Source organism: Fluviicola chungangensis (assembly GCF_007558725.1).
Lineage (GTDB): Bacteria > Bacteroidota > Bacteroidia > Flavobacteriales_D > Crocinitomicaceae > Fluviicola > Fluviicola chungangensis.
Genome location: NZ_VLPL01000003.1, coordinates 597,994 through 615,810 on the forward strand (window position 1 = coordinate 597,994; position 17,817 = coordinate 615,810).

Sequence of the window (17,817 nt, forward strand, 5' to 3'; positions counted from 1 at the left end):
TTTTATTGATTTTCTATTGGAAGATCACATTCATTTCTACACGTCTGTTTTTCTGACGACCTTCAGGCGTTGCGTTTGTTGCAATTGGTTTGGTTTGACCATACCATTCAGCCTTCAATCGTGTTACATCCACACCTTTATCAGCTAAGTACTTCTTAACTGACTCAGCGCGATCCTTGGAAAGTTTCATGTTTTTCTTCGGATCACCTTTGCTATCCGTGTGACCAGCGATTTGTAATTTCCACTCTGGTTTTTTGATTAACAATGCAGCCAGGTCATCCAATGATTTGAATGAAGTTGCAAGAATTACTGCTTTACCTGATGCGAATTCCAGGTTCTCAAATGCAGTATTCAGAATCTCTTGTTCTTCTTTCTCGATCTTAGGACAACCGCGATTTTCAATGACACCCGGTATGGTAGGACAATCGTCGTCTTTATCGTACAATCCGTCTCCATCCGTATCCGGCCAAGGACAACCATTGTTTTCTTTTGAACCATATTCAGTAGGACACTTATCTACGTTGTCGAACAATCCGTCGTTATCCGTATCAGGGCATCCCTGGTTAGCCAACGGACCAGGAAGATCCGGACAAGCATCTTCAGAATCCTGGATTCCGTCACCATCACGATCAGGACAACCGTTGAATGCCGGTAAACCTTTCACAGTAGGACAGCTGTCGTTTGGATCGATGATTCCATCTTCATCTGTGTCAGGACATCCTCTGAAAGCTGCTAAACCTGCTAAATCAGGACAAGCGTCATCTTTATCCGGAATTTTGTCACCGTCACGGTCAGGACATCCCTGGAATTCCAGTAATCCAGGAGTTTCAGGACACAAATCTTCCACATCCTTAATTCCATCCCCATCCGTATCAGGACATCCTTTGAACGCCCAAACACCTGGAGTTTCGATACACTCATCTTTCTTGTCTGAAACCTTATCGCCATCTCTGTCATCCGGTTTTGTATAAAGAATCGGTAAGCGAAGTCCAAGGAAGAATTCGGTTCCACGCACTTTTCCTCTTGCAAAAAGCGAGTTGAAATCAACTACTCCAACGGTAATTGGCCCGAGTCTTGAAGCGATACCTGCTTTCCAGCCGGAATAGTTGTTCACGGAGACAGGAACGTATAATCCAAACCAGGCATAATCGAAACTTGGTGTAATCGCGAATTGGTTCGGAGTTTTTACACGTGAAGGGTTTTTCTTACCGATCATGTTGATGTTACCGGTAGCATTAATATAGAACCATTTCCAGATATGGTAATCCAATTGGATATTCAAAGCAGTCGGAGTGTTCATATAATAAGATGCTCCGGTTCCCTGGTTCGCGTTCCAGCCGGTATCGTTGGTAATTAAACTGTCAATGATCGAATCGAAAGAAGCGAACGATTTTGCTTTGTCAAAAATACGCAAGTCAAGCGTCGTGGTATTGACTGAGAAGTCACGGCTTTTACCACCTTTCGTAAATTTCATACCACCGATATCCAAAATGGAAACTCCGGCACGCAACTCGTATTTATTTTCATTCCGCATCCAAAGATCTGTTTCGCCATCCATTTCATACTTGTACTGTTTGTATTTCGGACGCCATTCGTAAACAACCCCCAAATCCAAGCCAAATCCAAGTTTCGATGCCGATTTAAAGAAGTCCTTCGCGTGAAAGTTCTTCAAATCATCGTCCAGATTATCCGAATAACCATATTTAAAGTTTCCTTTTAAGGAAGTTGCCGTATCCTTGTTCAGGAGTTCATAATCCAGCTCATCCGTATAGGCATATGCGGAAGCAACTCCCTGCAATAGTTTAACCCGGCCGCCGACTTTGAGAAAATGTTCTCCTTTATCCATCACCACCTGTCCGTAATTGATGCCATATTCGTTCCATGCCATCATGTTTGTAGTGACTAATTTGTCTTTTAGCTGCAAGTTCCACAATGTTGCGAAATCCAATCCTTCCTGTGCCAGTTTTGCCAGTTTCGGATCGATATCATCCACGTTGGTGATCATTCTGCTTTTAGCAGCGAAACCGATGGCGATTTTTGGATTAATGTGGAATGCAAAATTCAGGATATCAATTTGATAGTTCAAATAAACTCCTCTTGTTTTGACTCCTGTTTTGTTGTAGTCGTATAAATCAAAAATGGAACGATCGTACAAGGTACTGTCCGGCTTCATCCACATGGTATCTTTCTTGAAAGATTTCAACCACCATTTCGGCATGACATCTGTTTTAAAATACTTGGCATTTTGCCAGGCCCCGACATTTGCGCTTGCCAGATTGATGTCGACAATGAATCTTCCGTCGACGAAGCTGGCAGGCTGCACGTCTAATCCCATAACTCCGGCATAGTTACTACTGTGTACACCCAAATAATTTTGAGAAAATGCGGTCATAGTAGTAACGCATGAAAAAGCTAAGAAAGTTAATTTACATAACTGTTTCTTCATAAGTAGTCTTTTAATAGTTCAATGGATAACGAATTAAATAACCATTTGCCTGCGAAACTAACAAAATCGTCCCATCTGCTTGTCTTTGGAAAACAATTTTATTTGATCCTTCGTAGTTTTCTTTGTTTAATTCATTTCCACGTATTGTATAAATATAACAATTATTGGCAATTCCATCGATTATCCCAACAACAGTTTTACCATTCGGTAATTTAATCAGGGAAGCGTCGTCAATGGTTGATATCGTGGAGTTAAACTGTCCGAGAATAGTCCCCGTTCCGTTAATGACATAAATGGTATTCTGCTGATTCAGGAAGAAAAGTTGTTCGTCACCGAAATGCTGGGTGCTCAGGATTGAAGAAACATTTCCTACCAACATTGCCCGGGTACCGTTTTCAGTGAGGCGGACAAACTGTTTTTTGGCCAATCCGAGAAGGCTGATCGTTCCGTTTACTTTCACCAGGTGCCACTCACCCTCACTTAAATTTTGTGATTTGATGACACGTTTGCGCTTGATGGAAATACTCGACCAATTGGAATCCGTACAAATATGTGCAATTAAATCCCCTTTTTTTCCCTGGATAACTAATTGGGAATTTCGCTGCAGGTTCCCGTTCACCCCAACTTTATAACTGGGTTTTCCGTTGGTTCCAACGCACTGGATTTGCCCGTCAGCAATAAAGGAAATATAATCCTTTCCGTTCCAGTAATATGAAAACAGGTTACTCGTAACTTCATTGCACGAAATGGGGAAACCTGCCAGGTTGTTACCGGACCTGTCAAAACCGTGGATCCCTTTTTTGGTGCTCAGGAAAATTCCGTTACCGATTAAAACAGGATTTCCGGTAGGTTCCGAATCTAAATTCTTACTCCAAAGGATTTGCTTGTTCCCGACCAGATATAGGGTGTTGGATTGTGTAATTGCCAGTAGGTAGTTGGATCCCGGAATCGGGTTTAAACTGCGTAGGTTATCGTCCAGTCGCAAGGGGTTCAATTTGGGAAGTTCTTTCGAATCGGATTCTGAAGAAGAGGCTTGTCCGTTTAACAGTTGAACGGTCGTGTGATTTGTTCCCGTCAGGCGACTTAATGTGACTTGTTGTTCCCGGTCAAAATGACGATACGATACTTTTTGCGGACTATCGTTGAACAGTTTGAATTTTAAGGTGGTGGATTGTTCCAGGGTTGCCCCGGCTTCATACGTGCCGATTATTCGATTGATGCTTTGTTGCGAATTGGAGATAAGCACGCAGTTATTGAAAATTTCCAGGTAGACTTTTTTATCGGCTTGAAGAAAAGGAAAAGAATATCCTTTCAGAGTGGCTTGTTTTTGCTTATCGGATAAATCCACATGATCCAATTCACTTAGAATGGCCAGCGGATCCTGTCCGGGTTTATAATCCGTAATCAAACAGCTGTCTTTTTGACTGACAATCAGTGCCAAACCGAAATCCATCCATTCGTTAAGAACAGACTTGACGGGGAATTTGGTAAGCAGGTAATTTTTTTCATAGAATGTATAAGAGTCGAAATCTGCTGGAATAAGTTCCTGGAATAACTCCTGGTCGTTGACCAAAGGCAGCGGATTGCTCCCGGTATGTGTAATGTATTTCACCTGGTGATTCGAAATGAAATAAGAGTCTTCGATTTCATATGTATTGTCTGTTGTTTTGTAAACCAATGACAAACTGCTTTTCCGGTCCAGGTATTTCCAGGAAGTAACGCTTTTTAATGCGGGTTCCCAATTTCCGTGATACAAAACAAGAAATTTTCCATGGAACTCCCCTTTCCAGTCATTGGATAGCGAGAGGTGTTTATGGGTTGAAATAGTCGAAGACAGGGAAAGCTGCTCTGCATAACTCTTTATAATTTCACTGGTCCATGGCTTGCTTCGTTCCAATAGCACCAAGTCCCGGTTCGTGGAAAAGTAGAAATGCTGAATTCGTTCCGGTTGGTTTAATAAAATAGAGTAGAAGGGGATTTTTTGAAGAGACGAAACAATTGCGCTGTTGTAATCAATTTCCAGGGGGTTGTGTACCACGATAATGGTATCGTCTTCCTGAGAGAAGGTGTTTTCGGGAGTCGGTGGTGCACTTGCTCCTTCAACAAGCGTGAAACCTACATAACTAATCCAGCCCAGCGAGCAGATTACCAGAAAAATAATGAGTGAACGATTGAGCATAATTTCTGACTATTCATCAAAAATAATGCTTCATTCGGCGCGTTTTGCATCTTTCTTGTGAAGTAGTTAACAGCAAAGTGTTTACTCCAGGAACAGGGATAATTGTCCTTTTCCGAGTAGGTTAAAACCCAGGCGGTGATGTGCACAGGCTCCGTGCAGTTCAATTGCTTCCCGATGAACTTTGGTTGGATATCCTTTGTTTACATTCCAATGGTAGTGAGGAAAGTCTTCATGAAGTCGTTCCATGTATTCGTCCCGGTATGTTTTTGCAAGTATAGAGGCTGCTGCAATGTTCTTGTATTTCCCGTCTCCTTTTATGATAGCCACAGAAGGAATTTCATTTGAAAGTAAGGTCTTGTTTCCATCGATAAGCAGAAGTTCAGGTCTCACTTTCAGGTCCATAGCAGCGCGATGCATACCGGTCAGAGAAGCTTTTAAAATGTTTAATTCGGCAATTTCATCCGGTTGTAAAAACTGTACGGAGAATGCAAGTGCCTCTTTTTCAATAATCGGGCGTAATAAATTCCTGCTTTTTTCGGAAATTTGTTTAGAATCGTTCAAGAGATGGTGCGAAAACCCTTTTGGAAGTATCACGGAAGCACAAACCACAGGGCCGGCCAAACAGCCTCTCCCGGCTTCATCGCAACCTGCTTCCAGCTTCGTTTCATCAAAATGGTCTAATAATTGCATACGACAAATGTTATCAAAATAATTGTATATTTATCACAAAACAACCTTTAGGTTTTTTATTACGTCTACTTATAAACTGTTATAGAATTATGAAAAAGTTAATAATGATGTTCGTTTTGTCTTTGGCAAGTTCTTTTGCCTTTAGTCAAAATTCCGCTTCAATTAGTGAATCTCAATTGAAAACAGGAAAATCAAACGGAGTATATGAATTTTCAGTTCCTGAATCCATTACCGCTGAAAAAGTGGATGCTGTAAAAGGCTATTACAAAGACTATTTCACAGTTGCTTTTAATGAATCGACTGATGTTCTGAAGGTAACTTTGTTGAAGAATGAAGATTCGAATCTGAACGTGGTGAACCGTCTATTGGTAGCTTTGGATTTGCGCACCATTTCTGTCGGAGGGGAGAATATGACTTTCCAGGATATGAAAGACCGGTATTTGAAATAAGAGTGAGCATTGATAGAAAGCAACACGTTAACACGGTTTTAAAAGATATATCAATTCATAAATTGAATCCCGATTTGCATGGCAGGTCGGGATTTTTTGATTGTATAAAAGCTGCTTTCCATCACATGAGGTGATAACCGGCTGTTCCGGATAAACAAACGCCCCGACGTATGCCGGGGCGTTTTTATGCTCGCTACCTCCGGTTGTTATTTGACTAACTGAACTTTGAAAATTTGTTCACCAGTCGTTACAATCAGCAGGTAATGACCTTTTGCCAATTGACTTGTTTCAACGGTTCCGATGTTGTTATTTATCTTGCTCTCCAAAATCAGTCGCCCTGAATTATCAATTAATTGGATGTGTCCGATGGATTGCTTTGTCGATTTTATCTGTATGAAATCGGTCATCGGATTCGGATAAACCATTACACCGAATTGTGCCAGTTCGTTGATTCCAAGAGAAGAGAAATCGATGATAACAGAATCGGTTATTTCGCAGCCATTTGCATCTGTAATAGTCACAAAGTATGTACCCGGAAGTGTATTCGTTATTGAATTCAATGTGCTGCCGTTACTCCAAAGATAAGTATATGGAGCTGTTCCGCCTGCAGGAGAAACGGTTGCGCTTCCATCCGGACAGGTACTGCATGTACTGCTTGCAGATGAGGCATTTGCCATTATTGGAGTTGGGTCTGTTAAACTGCCTGAAATAGTTGTGGTGCAACTGTTTGCGTCTGTAACTGTTGCAGTGTAAGTCCCCGCAGGAGCCGATAACACGGTTGAATCCCCCGGAATATTCCAGCTAACGGTATAAGGTGCCTGGCCATTTTGAATAGCAATTTCTATTTCTCCCGAATCACCGATACACAATGGATTTGTTGAAGACAAGATTGTGGCATCCGGAACCGAGGTTGTAGTAATCTCCACCGAATCAATGAATGAACAATCCGTATTTGAAATCGTATAGGTATAAAAGCCTGCATTTAAACCTGTAATAACTGTATTGGTAGAGGAATCTTCCCATTCTACGGAATATCCGGGATCTAAAGTTACAGTCGCATCACCATTCGGAAGCCCACAGGTTGAGTTTGTTGAATCGGATAAGACTCCTCCGATTTCACCGAAACACACATCAAATTGAGGCCTGATATAAAATGCTTTTCCAAAGCTTGGCCCGAAAGTTTCCACGGGTACAAAGTTCGGCCCGTTCCCTGCCCATTGAACAAAGACAGTATTGTTTTGAAAGACGGCAGATGTTTGCGCAAGAGCCAATGTGGAGTCAAATTCAATCTGAATAAATCCGTATTTACCGGGAGCAAGTGTCAGCGGTCCTCCGTGTATTGGAAGGGTGTACATTCGTGCACTGTCATCAATGTAAAGCAAGGTGTCAGTGGATGCGAAAATCGTTGTAGGAACTCCGCTGGCATTCGTATTGAAAATAGCAGTAGCCAATTGTTTACCGGCATATCCCCGGTTGAAATAAACGTTTACACCGGATACTGAAGTGGTGTTTTCAATATTAAAAACCTGGCCGAGGTAACCAACGTATCCTGCGCCAATCCCTAGTTGACCTACAATAACTCCGTTATCGCGCGCCATTTCCGGGTCAGCAACGGTGAGAGACTGAGCAGAAAGAACGGTGTCGTTTAAGTTGGCCACATCTGCTTCAGTTGCAATTGGAAAATATTTGAAACTGTAAGTCCCATTGGTTGTAGGAAAATAGTTTTCTGTAAATGTGGCAGAAGCACCCGGTGCGAGCGTTGGAATTGTGCTGCTTGTGAGGGTTGTTAATAGTACGCCATCCTTGATGACCTGGCATCCCAAAGCGACATTTGAACAAGCAAGCTGGCCATAATTCGCAATAACCCCTTCCAGTTTAAAGTTCTGAGAAGTTGTTAACTGATCAGCAGGAGCTTTTGTGTAAGGATTTTCTGTTGTTGCAGTGACTGAAAGGTCATAGTTACTAACGACACGTAATTCGATGTCATCAATTACCAGAATGAATTTATCATTCGAATTGTTTCTGAAACCGATGTAAACCGTTTGGCCGGTATATGCATTTAACGGAACGGAATGACTGGTCCATGATGAACTTTCGGATGCCGTAGAGAAAATAACCGTTGAGGCACTCACTTGATTTCCAAGAACTCCAGTTCCTCCTCCCGGAGTATTCGGAGCGGTCATGATTCTTACTTCGTAGCCGTCAGGATAGGTTGCATCATAAGCTTTTGCATTCCAAAAAAGGAGGGTGTTTGCCTGTATTGTTAATGCAGGTGTCCACATAAAGTCATCAGCAGCTCCAACCGGAGAATAAAAGGAGGTGCTGAATGCTACAGAATCGGCAACATTCGATCCGAAGTCTTCTCTTCGTTCCCAAGCTTCGTTTATATATGCTACCTGGGCATCAGGTGTTCTGTTGTCAACGTTTCTCAGTAAAAAACCGGGGGCAAAGGTGTAAGTACCTGCACCACCCGCAGTTGAGCCTGGAATTCCGTCGAAATCTTCCAGGTAATAGGTTTGTGAAAACCCGATGAAGCTCAAAAGTGAAGCAATGAATAGGATGTGTTTTTTCATAATAATTAAGTAATAGTGTACGAAGGTATTCATTATTAGCCATTAGAAAAAATCAAGTGACCTGATCAGATCAAAAAAAGCCATTCGTTATTTAACGAATGGCTTTTATTTCATGCAGTGCCAGTTGGAAATAAGGAACTACAACGTATAGGCATTTTTGTCAATCAAATAGTTCGCAATGGCTTGCCGTTCGTTTTTCGGATTGATCGGATCGATTTTGGTGAATCGTTTGACTCCCGTAACCATCATCCGTGATTCATCTCCTTCTGCAAAACTGTAAATAGCATCCTTAGCCGCTTTGTCGATCAATTCCGCCACGTCATAGAAATAAGTTTTGACAATGGAAATCGGAATTGCAGCGGCAGCTTCACCTTGTTTTTCGATCAATTTTTCTACACGCAACAATACCGATTCGGCCTGATAAATCCAAATAGCTATGTCAGCAATGTTCATGAGTACTTCTTGTTCCTTCGACATGGTTTGCATCAGTTTCTGAACCGCTGAACCAGCAACCATCAGGATGGTTTTTTTGAATCCGGAAAGTGCCTGACGCTGCGCGGCCAAAGGATGTGATCCCAATTCCGTCATTTCAGGAATACTCATTAACTCGGAGGCCACTTTCATCGCCGGTCCCATTAAATCCAGTTCCCCTTTCATGGCGCGGCGCAATACCATGTCGACGATCAATAAACGGTTGATTTCATTTGTTCCTTCAAAAATCCGGTTGATCCGTGAATCGCGGTATGCTCTTTCAACGGAGGATTCCGCGGAATATCCCATTCCACCGAAAATTTGAACTCCTTCATCGGCAACATAATCCAAACATTCAGATCCGGCCACTTTCAGGATCGCACATTCTGGAGCAAATTGCTCAATTCCTTTTAAGGTAGCAGGTCCTTTTTCCATTCCACCGGCTACGTATGCCTGAATGGCATCATCGATGTTTTGTCCGGCGCGGTAAATGGCAGATTCAGCTACATATGCTCTGATGGCTTGTTCTGCAAGTTTGTAACGGATTGCTCCGTATTTTGAGATGTGTCTGCCAAATTGCTCGCGTTCATTGGCGTAGCGAATGGAGTCGGTAATGGTTTGTTTTGCTCCACCCAATACTCCTGCAGCCAATTTAATGCGGCCGATGTTTAGAATATTCAGGGCGATCTTAAAACCATTTTCGCGTTCAGAAAGCATGTTTTCAACGGGTACTTTCACATTGTTGAAAAATACCTGGCGTGTTGATGATCCTTTGATTCCCATTTTCTTTTCTTCCGGGTTTAAACTGATTCCTTCCGAATCTGCTTCTACCAAAAATGCCGACAGGTTTTTGTCATCGTCGATTTTAGCAAAAACAGTGAAAAAATTTGCGAATCCTCCATTGGTAATCCACATTTTTTGCCCGTTCAATACATAGTGTTTCCCATCCGGTGAAAGAACCGCTTTCGTTTTCCCTGAATTGGCATCTGATCCGGCACTTGGTTCAGTCAAACAATAAGCAGCTTTCCATTCTCCGCTTGCCAGTTTCGGAATGTATTTTGCTTTTTGTTCTGCATTTCCGTAATACAATAACGGCAAGGTGCCGATTCCGGTGTGTGCACCGTAAGCTACGGAGAAGGAATGACCTTTACCAAGGTGTTCGGTTGCCAGAAGGGATGTTTTAAAGTCGACACCCATTCCCCCCAGATCTTCCGGTACGGATAAACCGAGCATGCCCAATTCTCCTGCTTTTTGGAGCAAAGATGGCATCAATCCTTCTTCCATCTTATCAATCCGGTCCAAAAGCGGTGTAATTTCCTGTTCAATAAAATCATCACAAGTCTGGGCAATCATGCGTTGCTCTTCCGACCATTCTTCCGGGGTGAATATTTCTTGATTGGTAACATCGCGGATAATGAATTCTCCGCCTTTGATAGCTTGTGACATAATTTTATATTGTTTTAAGTTTCATTTTTCCTTGGGTCTAAAATAGAAAATAAATTAATACTATGCAAGCATAACAATGTTTTTATTTTATATAAAATGCAATCCCAACTATTCCGTCCCCGTTGTTGTTTAGTTGAACTAAAAGTTCCACAGAAATTGGAAGCTTAAAAGACACAAGACCTAAACGAAGGGAACCTGTTTAATTGATATGTCTGTTAATTTACGGGAATTTAGCATAAAAACAGCAGTTTACTCATTGTAATGCAACGAACGATAAATTTACTAAAAACTTAGTCCCGGTTGTCACCCGGGTAAGAAAAAATGGACTACATTTGACCATAGTAAACTGCTATGGCACAACAAGATATTCTTTCTACATTGCGTAAGCTCATCTCGGGAATGGATGAGAGTCTGGTTATTTTTGACCAAAACGGGAAGATTCTTCATGCATCATTTGAACTGGAAAAATTGCTGAATAAAGAATCTATTGTCGGGACCACCATTTTTGAACATTTGACTTACGAACATGAGCGAATAGAGCATTTTCTGAGTGACCTGAATACATCACGGTACATGGATTTACAAGTGGTCCTAAAGCGAGCAGGAGGTGTTTTTTCTGCTCGGATGCGCATGGCAGCGTGGAAAGTCGATGAAAAAGATTACCTGGTACTCGGCAGTTTAGTTGATGCGACACACATTGAACGCAGAAGGAGGGATTTACTGCGTAAAACCTTAACAATCGAATTGCTTTCGAAGTCTAAGAAAATCCGGAGTGGGAAACTTCACGACGCAATTTATGAAATCCTTGAGATGTCTTCCAAAGCGGCTGGAGTGACCCGTGTCAATGCCTGGCTTTTCGATGATTCTCATGAGCATATTGAGTGCATTGGAAATTACGATACACGTGTGGGGAAAATGATCCCCCAGGAATCGCTGCCGGTTATTGAAATGCCTACTTATTTTATGCTTTTTGAAACCGAGAAGATCATATTGGCAACCAATGCTCAAACTTCGCCGTATACTTCTGAACTGAATGATGCCTACCTGGTGCCCAACGGGATTGTTTCGATCATGGATATTCCACTGCGTTCCGAAGGAAGCATTATTGGAGTGATCTGCTTTGAACAAGTCAAACAAACCAGGGTCTGGTCTTTAAATGATCAAAAGTTCGGTTTGATTGCAGCACAAATGGTTTCACTGGCTGTTGAAACATATAAAAGAAAGGTTGCCCAGCATGAATTGGAGGCTGCACTGAGACAGCAAAAACGCCTGTTGATTGAAACGAATCATCGAATAGTGAATAATTTAAAAATCACGGCCAGCTTGTTGAATATCCAGGTTAGCAAGGCTAGGGATTCCTATCATAAGAATCTGATGCTGGATTCGGTAAACCGGGTACAAAGTATCCTGAGTTTGCATGAAATGCTGACTGAGAATTCGAAAAATTTGCGGATCTCATTGAATCAGTATGTCAACCGTCTGGTCCAGAGTTTGCGCGAAAGTCTTTCCTTCCCTCAGAAGCAATTGCAATTATTAACCAGTATTGACAGTTGCGAGGTGAAAAGTTCCCTTGCCATGTCGATCGGGGTTATCATTAATGAAGCGGTTTTGAACTCCTATAAGCATGCATTCGGAGAAAATGAAATCGGTGTGATCCGCATCGATTTTCAAATGAAGGGCCCTAAAGGCGTGCTGGAGATTTCAGATAACGGAAAAGGAATCAAGGAAAACCGGGAATTAGCCGGAAGTGGTATTGAGATTATTCGCGGAATGGTTGAGCACCTGAATGGCAATTTAGATATAGATGGCACAAATGGGATGAAAATCTGCGTTTCGTTTTCCCTACGCTAAAACCTTGAACATTTCAAAATGCTGCAGCATATCAAACAGTTTGTAGGAAGGTCCTACGAGGATATAACCTAATTTTTCGTAGAATGGAAGCGCATAGTCACGAGCATGAAGAATCAATTTGTGATATCCTCGCTTAAGCGCTTCATTTTCCACAGCAGTCATGATTCTCCGGCCGTATCCTTTGCCCTGTAAATGGGATTCGACGGCTACAAAACGCACCTGACAAATGGTTTCATGCACGCAATCCAATCGTGCAACAGCAATGAGCACATCATTTTCGTAAAGTGCAAAATGAATTCCTGTTTGGTCTCCCTCATTTCGCTCAGAGCCTCGTTCTTTTCCCAATGGTTCTCTTAAAATACGGTAACGCAGATCATAATATGCATCCCATTCTTTTTCTGATCCCGGAGTTTTAACTGCTATCATGATTTTAATTGAAAAGCAATTTGTGATACCCGTTTGGTTGGTGTGTTGTCAATTGTTTCGCTTCGTACCAGGTCCCGGGCAGAAGTTTCTTTAAACACTTCTTCCAGATTCCGGATAAGTCCGGCGGGGACAAAATGCCGGTGCATAAATTCCAGGATATCGTTTGCATCACAGCGTGAAATAATTTCCTGGATTATTTCAGCGAGTTCCGATCGGTTTTTCACACGTTCCACATTCTCCGAAAAGCGCCTGTCTGAAGTTAAATGTCCAAGTCCCAGAAAATCGCACAGCAACTCAAAATGCTTATTACTCCCGATTGCAAAAGTGATCAATTTCCCATCATTGGTAATGAAGATTTCTCCATACGGTGCAATATTCGGATGCAAGCTGCCAATCCTTTGCGGAATATATCCCTGCATTAAATAATTCGAGGCTTGGTTTGCGAGTGAAGCAATCGCAGCATCATACAATGAAACAGACACAACGGCCCCTTTTTGTGTTTTCGTTCGCTGCAATAAAGCAGCCAGAATACCTTCCTTCAATTGGTGTGCGGCTAAAACGTCGATCAAGGCAACGGGCATTTTAACCGGCCCGGATTCGGGAGTTCCGTTCATCGACATAAAACCGGTTTCAGCCTGGAGAATGAGATCGTAAGCTACGCGGTCACTTGCGGAACCGAAACCTGAAATTTTCCCGATAATCAATTGCGGATTAATGGTATGGAGGTATGTATCACTCAAACCAAATTTTTCCGCGTCCCCCTTTTTGAAATTGCTGAGAAAAATATCTGCGGTTTTAACCAGATCAATCAAGTGATTGCGCTGAAATTCATTCTTAAAGTCAAGTTTTAAATAATTCTTACGGTAATTGACAGATGAAAAATAGGCCGAAACGGCAACGTTTCTATCTTCCGATGCCAGTTTCCAGCTCCTGGTTACATCCGGAATTGCGGGATTTTCGATTTTTGTTACACGCGCACCCAATTCCGCAAAAAAGGTCCCGACAGAAGGGCCTGCCAAAACCGTGGAGCAATCAAGAACGATCAGATCTTCAAACATGCCCTAAAATTAAAAGAAAAAGCGGTAGTTTTTGAAGATTGATACGCGATCAGCAGCTTTCCGACTGGTGTTGCAGTACCGGGAAGTTAAAATAAGTCATCATGCGACAGGATTAGTCAGCCTTAGCAACGGGAACCGGAGTGATTTCTTCTACCTTTACTTTGGTGATTCCATTCCGGACAAAGTTCAGTTTTTGGGCACCTGCCATGCTTAAGTCAATGATATGTGGAGAAGATTTTCCCATGCGGTCCACCACTTTTACAATAACGATGGAATCATTTTTCAGGTTGGTGACTTTCAGCATCGTTCCGTACTTCAATGATTTGTGAGCACAGTACATGCTGTCTTTGTGGTATATTGCACCGGAAGCTGTTCTCCTGCCTTGAAACTTGTTCGAGTAATAGCTTGCATTGCCTGTTTGTGTAAATGGTCCCTGAAGCTGAAAACTCAGCAGGAAACCACATGTAATTATTCCAAAAATCCAATATCTCAAACTGCCTTCATTTAAAAGTTGGGAAGCTAAGATAGGGAAAGCTGATCCCACTAACAGCATATTTTACAATTCGTTAACAATGAACCGCTTACTCTTCGAAACAAAAGCAAACATTTTTTAACCTGTTTAAATGCTTGTTTTGCAGCAATTACGTGATTCTTTTTTATGTTGATTCCGATGTTTGTGAAAGACATTTTTAATGAACTTCTATATTTGTATCCATGCAAAAAAATGAATTCGTTATAAATGCTTCAGGATTAACTGAAAAAGCTATTCAAAATACAATCGGACTCCTGGAAGGAGGAGCAACAGTTCCGTTTATATCCCGGTACCGGAAAGAGATGACGGGTGGGTTGGATGAAGTTCAGATTGCTCAGATCAGGGATTTAGCGAAAAAATACGATGAGTTGATCGCGCGCCAGCAAACCATGATTGCGTCTATTGAAGAACAGGGGAAGCTGACGGATGAATTGAAGAACAAGTTGTTGACGTGTTTTGATTCCGTTGTTCTGGAAGATATGTATTTACCATACAAACAAAAACGCCAAACGAAGGGAGACAAAGCGAAGAAGTTGGGTCTTGAGCCTTTGGCCCGCATGATCATGTCGCAACGTGGTGGCGATCCGGAGCAAATGGCAGAACGTTTTCTGAAGGGAGAAGTGGTAGATGAAGAGATGGCCATCCAAGGAGCGATCGATATCATGGCAGAATGGATCAATGAAAATGCCATTGCCCGCGGACGTGTCAGAACGTTATTCCAACGAAAAGCAGTACTTACCTCGAAATTGGTAAAAGGTAAAGAAGAGGAAGGTGCGAAATACCGTGATTACTTTGATTTTTCCGAACCGTTATATAAAACAGCTTCTCACCGTTTCCTGGCAATCATTCGGGCGGAAAGGGAAGGTATTTTATCCTTAAAGGCTCAACCGGATAAAGAGGATGCATTGGAATCATTGGAACGTTTTTTTGTTAAAACGGATGATGAATGTGGTGATTTGGTAGCTAGAGCCTGTAAGGAATCGTATTCCCGCTTAATGTGCTCTTCACTTGAAAACGAATTATTGGCACAAGCCAAAGAAAAAGCGGATAAGGAGGCAATTTCGGTGTTTTCAACCAACCTGAAACAGTTGCTGCTTGCACCGCCGGTCGGAAATAAGCGTACATTGGCTTTGGACCCGGGCTTCCGAACAGGATGTAAAGTTGTGTGTTTGGATGAACACGGATCATTATTGACGAATGTAACGATTTATCCGCATCCGCCACAAAATGAGCGCGACAAAGCAGCTTCAAAAATTGCACAATTGGTTCAGGCATACAAAATTGAGGCAATTGCTATCGGAGACGGAACCGCCGGTAGAGAGACGGAATCGTTTATCAAGCATATTCGTTTCGACCGGGATTTGGAAGTATATGTAGTACGTGAAGACGGTGCTTCTATCTATTCCGCAAGCCCGATTGCCCGAAAAGAATTCCCGGATTACGATGTAACGGTTCGTGGAGCTGTTTCAATAGGTCGTCGTTTGATGGACCCGTTGGCTGAATTGGTGAAGATCGATCCGAAATCTGTTGGAGTGGGGCAATACCAGCATGAGGTCAATCAAACCTCCCTGAAAGATGCTTTGGACGATGTGGTTGTTTCAGCAGTGAATGCAGTCGGAGTTGATTTGAATACGGCGTCTCCTTATTTACTAAGCTATGTTTCCGGGTTGGGAATCGGTCTGGCAGAAAACATCGTGGCTTACCGAACTGAAAATGGTGGGATCAAATCGCGCGAGGAGCTGAAAAAAGTAAAGCGATTGGGAGATAAGGCTTACGAGCAGGCAGCAGGATTCTTGCGGGTCCGTGATGGTGAAAATCCACTAGACAACTCTTCAGTTCACCCTGAGAGTTACAAGTTTGTAAATCAAATGGCAAAGAAATTAGGAATAGGCCTGAACGATCTGATCGGGAATGAAGCGAAATTGAATGAGATCAAGCAAGCTGATTTTTCAGAGATTGATTCGTTCACCTTTACTGACATCATCAAAGAATTGAAAAAACCGGGACGGGATCCGAGAAAGAAAGCAAAGATCCTAGAGTTCGACAGCCGGATCAAAACAATTTCCGATCTGAAAGAAGGAATGATCTTAAACGGAATCGTCACCAACGTAACCAATTTCGGTGCTTTTGTGAATATCGGAATTAAAGAAAACGGGTTGATCCATAAGTCCCAATTGGCAGACCATTATGTAGAAGATCCGACACAGGTTATTTCCCTGCATGAACACGTGGAAGTGCGTGTGGTAGAAATTGACGAAGTCAGAAAGCGCATCGGGTTGCAGCGATTGAATTAATATGGTATAAAAAGTGTATACTTACCTTTTAAAAAACAACGAGTATGAAGAAAACGATTTTTTTAGCGCTGATCTTGGTTTCAGGAGTGGCATTAGGTCAGGATTACAGATCAGGGGATGTTGAATTGGATGCAAGTTTGAAAATTGTCAATAATGACGCGAACAAGGATCTGACTTTTTTCAAAGCAAATCTTGCTAAAACATTTAATGTGGGTCTTCCTAAAGTAGAAACTTGTTTTAAAGTTGGTATGAATGCCGGAGATGTATTTATGGCATTTCAGATTTCGAATATCGCAAAAAGACCGATCGAAGATGTGATTTCCGTTTATAAGACAAGTAAGTCAAAAGGGTGGGGAGCAATGGCAAAAGAATTGGGAATCAAACCTGGTTCTGCTGAATTTCATGCTTTGAAAGGAAAAGCAAAGGATAAATCGAAAGGAAATTCCGGTGCTAAGAGTAATGGAAACGGTAATGGCAAGTCCAATGGAAATTCCGGGAAATCCAAGGGAAATGGAAACGGAAAAGGAAAGAAATAATTCTGAACGATAGTATGTAAACCCCTGAATTGTCTTTACGAATCAGGGTTTTTTTATATTCTGGGGATAAGTGCAAGATTATCCACCACTTACCAGGGTAAGTTTTAATATTTTGAAAAGATAGGGTCTTTAAAAGGTGTCCAGACACACGCTTTTTGCCCTGCATGTTTTAATGCATTATTTGTCCAGGTATTACACGTATACGTCATATTATACTCAATAGTGGAATCAAAAAAGAAATCATAAGTTCCATACGGGTGGTTTTCAATCGCTTGTGCTTTTCCATTCACAAATTGGAAACTGCAATGTATAAAAGTGCATAGTCGCCGGTATTGGTCTTTTGTCAGGTGAAGTTCAATCATGCTGGACCGATCTAGGTCTTTCGGCGTACACAATATCAGGTGCATGGCTCCCGGGCCTCTTCCGAATACCGTATTGACAACCGTTCCGACCTCCATATCACTCCATTCTTTGGTTTTCATGAAGAAGTTTTTATCTCCCCATCCAAATTTCAGATGTGTTTGAAACGTATCCACAGCCAATCCTTTTTCCAGGTTCAATGTTTTTTCCCAATCCTTTAACGGATGATGAATCGGAAGGATAACATCCGAATGAATGCCATTGGTTGAAAGGTAGATTGTTTCTGTTTTGGGGTCGTTGGTATCTTCAGCAGGAATACTGAATGGTGAAATAAACAGAAAGATGAGGATGTACAAACTGATAAATGCGAACAGTAATTCAACGAAAACACGAAGGCTTTTAAAGAGTGTACTTCCGAATTTTTTCATAAGCTCGTTTAAACAAATGTAGAAAAATAATCAGATTTCCCCGATTCAAAAATATTGGAAATGCGGACTTTCCTGTCT

General features: G+C 41.9%; 13 protein-coding genes. 4 read left to right on the top strand and 9 right to left on the bottom strand.

Annotated elements, in window-relative coordinates:
• Window positions 1-13 precede the first annotated feature (13 nt).
• The 3 genes from FO442_RS08840 to FO442_RS08850 all read right to left on the bottom strand — a co-directional run bounded on the left by FO442_RS08840 (window position 14) and on the right by FO442_RS08850 (window position 5,315).
• Entirely contained in the window at window positions 14-2,446 is a 2,433-nt protein-coding gene (locus tag FO442_RS08840; RefSeq protein WP_144332796.1) for a DUF5723 family protein, read from the bottom strand.
• Window positions 2,447-2,456: 10 nt separating this feature from the next.
• Window positions 2,457-4,625, bottom strand: a complete 2,169-nt coding sequence (locus FO442_RS08845) for a hypothetical protein (RefSeq protein ID WP_144332797.1) — start codon at window positions 4,623-4,625, stop codon at window positions 2,457-2,459.
• Window positions 4,626-4,706: 81 nt separating this feature from the next.
• A complete protein-coding gene (locus FO442_RS08850; protein ID WP_144332798.1) occupies window positions 4,707-5,315 on the bottom strand; it encodes a ribonuclease HII in 609 nt (202 codons plus the stop codon).
• Window positions 5,316-5,404: 89 nt separating this feature from the next.
• Between FO442_RS08850 and FO442_RS08855 the strand changes: the two genes are divergently transcribed.
• Window positions 5,405-5,764: an NADPH-dependent FMN reductase family protein gene (locus FO442_RS08855; RefSeq protein WP_144332799.1), complete on the top strand. Its 360-nt coding sequence runs from the start codon at window positions 5,405-5,407 to the stop codon at window positions 5,762-5,764.
• A gap of 206 nt (window positions 5,765-5,970) precedes the next feature.
• On the opposite strand, the gene FO442_RS08860 is transcribed toward FO442_RS08855, so the two are convergent.
• Window positions 5,971-8,337, bottom strand: coding sequence for a T9SS-dependent choice-of-anchor J family protein (locus FO442_RS08860; RefSeq protein WP_186280002.1), 2,367 nt, complete (start codon window positions 8,335-8,337; stop codon window positions 5,971-5,973).
• Between the two features lie 138 nt (window positions 8,338-8,475).
• Window positions 8,476-10,254 carry an acyl-CoA dehydrogenase family protein gene (locus tag FO442_RS08865; protein WP_144332801.1) on the bottom strand — a complete coding sequence of 593 codons (1,779 nt, stop codon included), beginning with the start codon at window positions 10,252-10,254 and terminating at the stop codon, window positions 8,476-8,478.
• Window positions 10,255-10,605: 351 nt separating this feature from the next.
• Here FO442_RS08865 and FO442_RS08870 point away from each other — a divergent pair, with 351 nt between their 5' ends.
• Window positions 10,606-12,105: a histidine kinase dimerization/phosphoacceptor domain -containing protein gene (locus FO442_RS08870; protein WP_144332802.1), complete on the top strand. Its 1,500-nt coding sequence runs from the start codon at window positions 10,606-10,608 to the stop codon at window positions 12,103-12,105.
• Here the strand turns inward: FO442_RS08870 and FO442_RS08875 are convergent.
• The 3 genes from FO442_RS08875 to FO442_RS08885 form a co-directional block, all read right to left on the bottom strand.
• Entirely contained in the window at window positions 12,097-12,531 is a 435-nt protein-coding gene (locus tag FO442_RS08875; RefSeq protein WP_144332803.1) for a GNAT family N-acetyltransferase, read from the bottom strand. The genes FO442_RS08870 and FO442_RS08875 overlap by 9 nt on opposite strands.
• Window positions 12,528-13,589, bottom strand: a complete 1,062-nt coding sequence (locus FO442_RS08880; RefSeq protein WP_144332804.1) for a CaiB/BaiF CoA transferase family protein — start codon at window positions 13,587-13,589, stop codon at window positions 12,528-12,530. The genes FO442_RS08875 and FO442_RS08880 overlap by 4 nt, the downstream gene beginning before the upstream one ends.
• Before the next feature lie 112 nt (window positions 13,590-13,701).
• A complete protein-coding gene (locus FO442_RS08885; RefSeq protein ID WP_186280004.1) occupies window positions 13,702-14,082 on the bottom strand; it encodes a septal ring lytic transglycosylase RlpA family protein in 381 nt (126 codons plus the stop codon).
• 221 nt (window positions 14,083-14,303) lie between these two features.
• Here FO442_RS08885 and FO442_RS08890 point away from each other — a divergent pair, with 221 nt between their 5' ends.
• Together FO442_RS08890 and FO442_RS08895 are read left to right on the top strand one after the other, a co-directional pair.
• Complete coding sequence (locus FO442_RS08890; RefSeq protein WP_144332806.1) at window positions 14,304-16,415, top strand: Tex family protein; 2,112 nt, start codon at window positions 14,304-14,306, stop codon at window positions 16,413-16,415.
• A 44-nt stretch (window positions 16,416-16,459) separates the two neighbouring features.
• Entirely contained in the window at window positions 16,460-16,951 is a 492-nt protein-coding gene (locus FO442_RS08895; protein ID WP_144332807.1) for a hypothetical protein, read from the top strand.
• A gap of 104 nt (window positions 16,952-17,055) precedes the next feature.
• On the opposite strand, the gene FO442_RS08900 is transcribed toward FO442_RS08895, so the two are convergent.
• Complete coding sequence (locus tag FO442_RS08900; protein ID WP_144332808.1) at window positions 17,056-17,739, bottom strand: TIGR02117 family protein; 684 nt, start codon at window positions 17,737-17,739, stop codon at window positions 17,056-17,058.
• Window positions 17,740-17,817: the final 78 nt, after the last annotated feature.

What these genes read in the sequence shown, in the direction of transcription:
- FO442_RS08895 (WP_144332807.1), top strand. Translation starts at nt 16,460, where the DNA reads ATGAAGAAAACGATTTTTTTAGCGCTGATCTTGGTTTCAGGAGTGGCA.
- FO442_RS08875 (WP_144332803.1), bottom strand. Translation starts at nt 12,531, where the DNA reads ATGATAGCAGTTAAAACTCCGGGATCAGAAAAAGAATGGGATGCATAT.
- FO442_RS08865 (WP_144332801.1), bottom strand. Translation starts at nt 10,254, where the DNA reads ATGTCACAAGCTATCAAAGGCGGAGAATTCATTATCCGCGATGTTACC.
- FO442_RS08890 (WP_144332806.1), top strand. Translation starts at nt 14,304, where the DNA reads ATGCAAAAAAATGAATTCGTTATAAATGCTTCAGGATTAACTGAAAAA.
- FO442_RS08900 (WP_144332808.1), bottom strand. Translation starts at nt 17,739, where the DNA reads ATGAAAAAATTCGGAAGTACACTCTTTAAAAGCCTTCGTGTTTTCGTT.
- FO442_RS08855 (WP_144332799.1), top strand. Translation starts at nt 5,405, where the DNA reads ATGAAAAAGTTAATAATGATGTTCGTTTTGTCTTTGGCAAGTTCTTTT.
- FO442_RS08845 (WP_144332797.1), bottom strand. Translation starts at nt 4,625, where the DNA reads ATGCTCAATCGTTCACTCATTATTTTTCTGGTAATCTGCTCGCTGGGC.
- FO442_RS08870 (WP_144332802.1), top strand. Translation starts at nt 10,606, where the DNA reads ATGGCACAACAAGATATTCTTTCTACATTGCGTAAGCTCATCTCGGGA.
- FO442_RS08850 (WP_144332798.1), bottom strand. Translation starts at nt 5,315, where the DNA reads ATGCAATTATTAGACCATTTTGATGAAACGAAGCTGGAAGCAGGTTGC.
- FO442_RS08840 (WP_144332796.1), bottom strand. Translation starts at nt 2,446, where the DNA reads ATGAAGAAACAGTTATGTAAATTAACTTTCTTAGCTTTTTCATGCGTT.
- FO442_RS08860 (WP_186280002.1), bottom strand. Translation starts at nt 8,337, where the DNA reads ATGAAAAAACACATCCTATTCATTGCTTCACTTTTGAGCTTCATCGGG.
- FO442_RS08880 (WP_144332804.1), bottom strand. Translation starts at nt 13,589, where the DNA reads ATGTTTGAAGATCTGATCGTTCTTGATTGCTCCACGGTTTTGGCAGGC.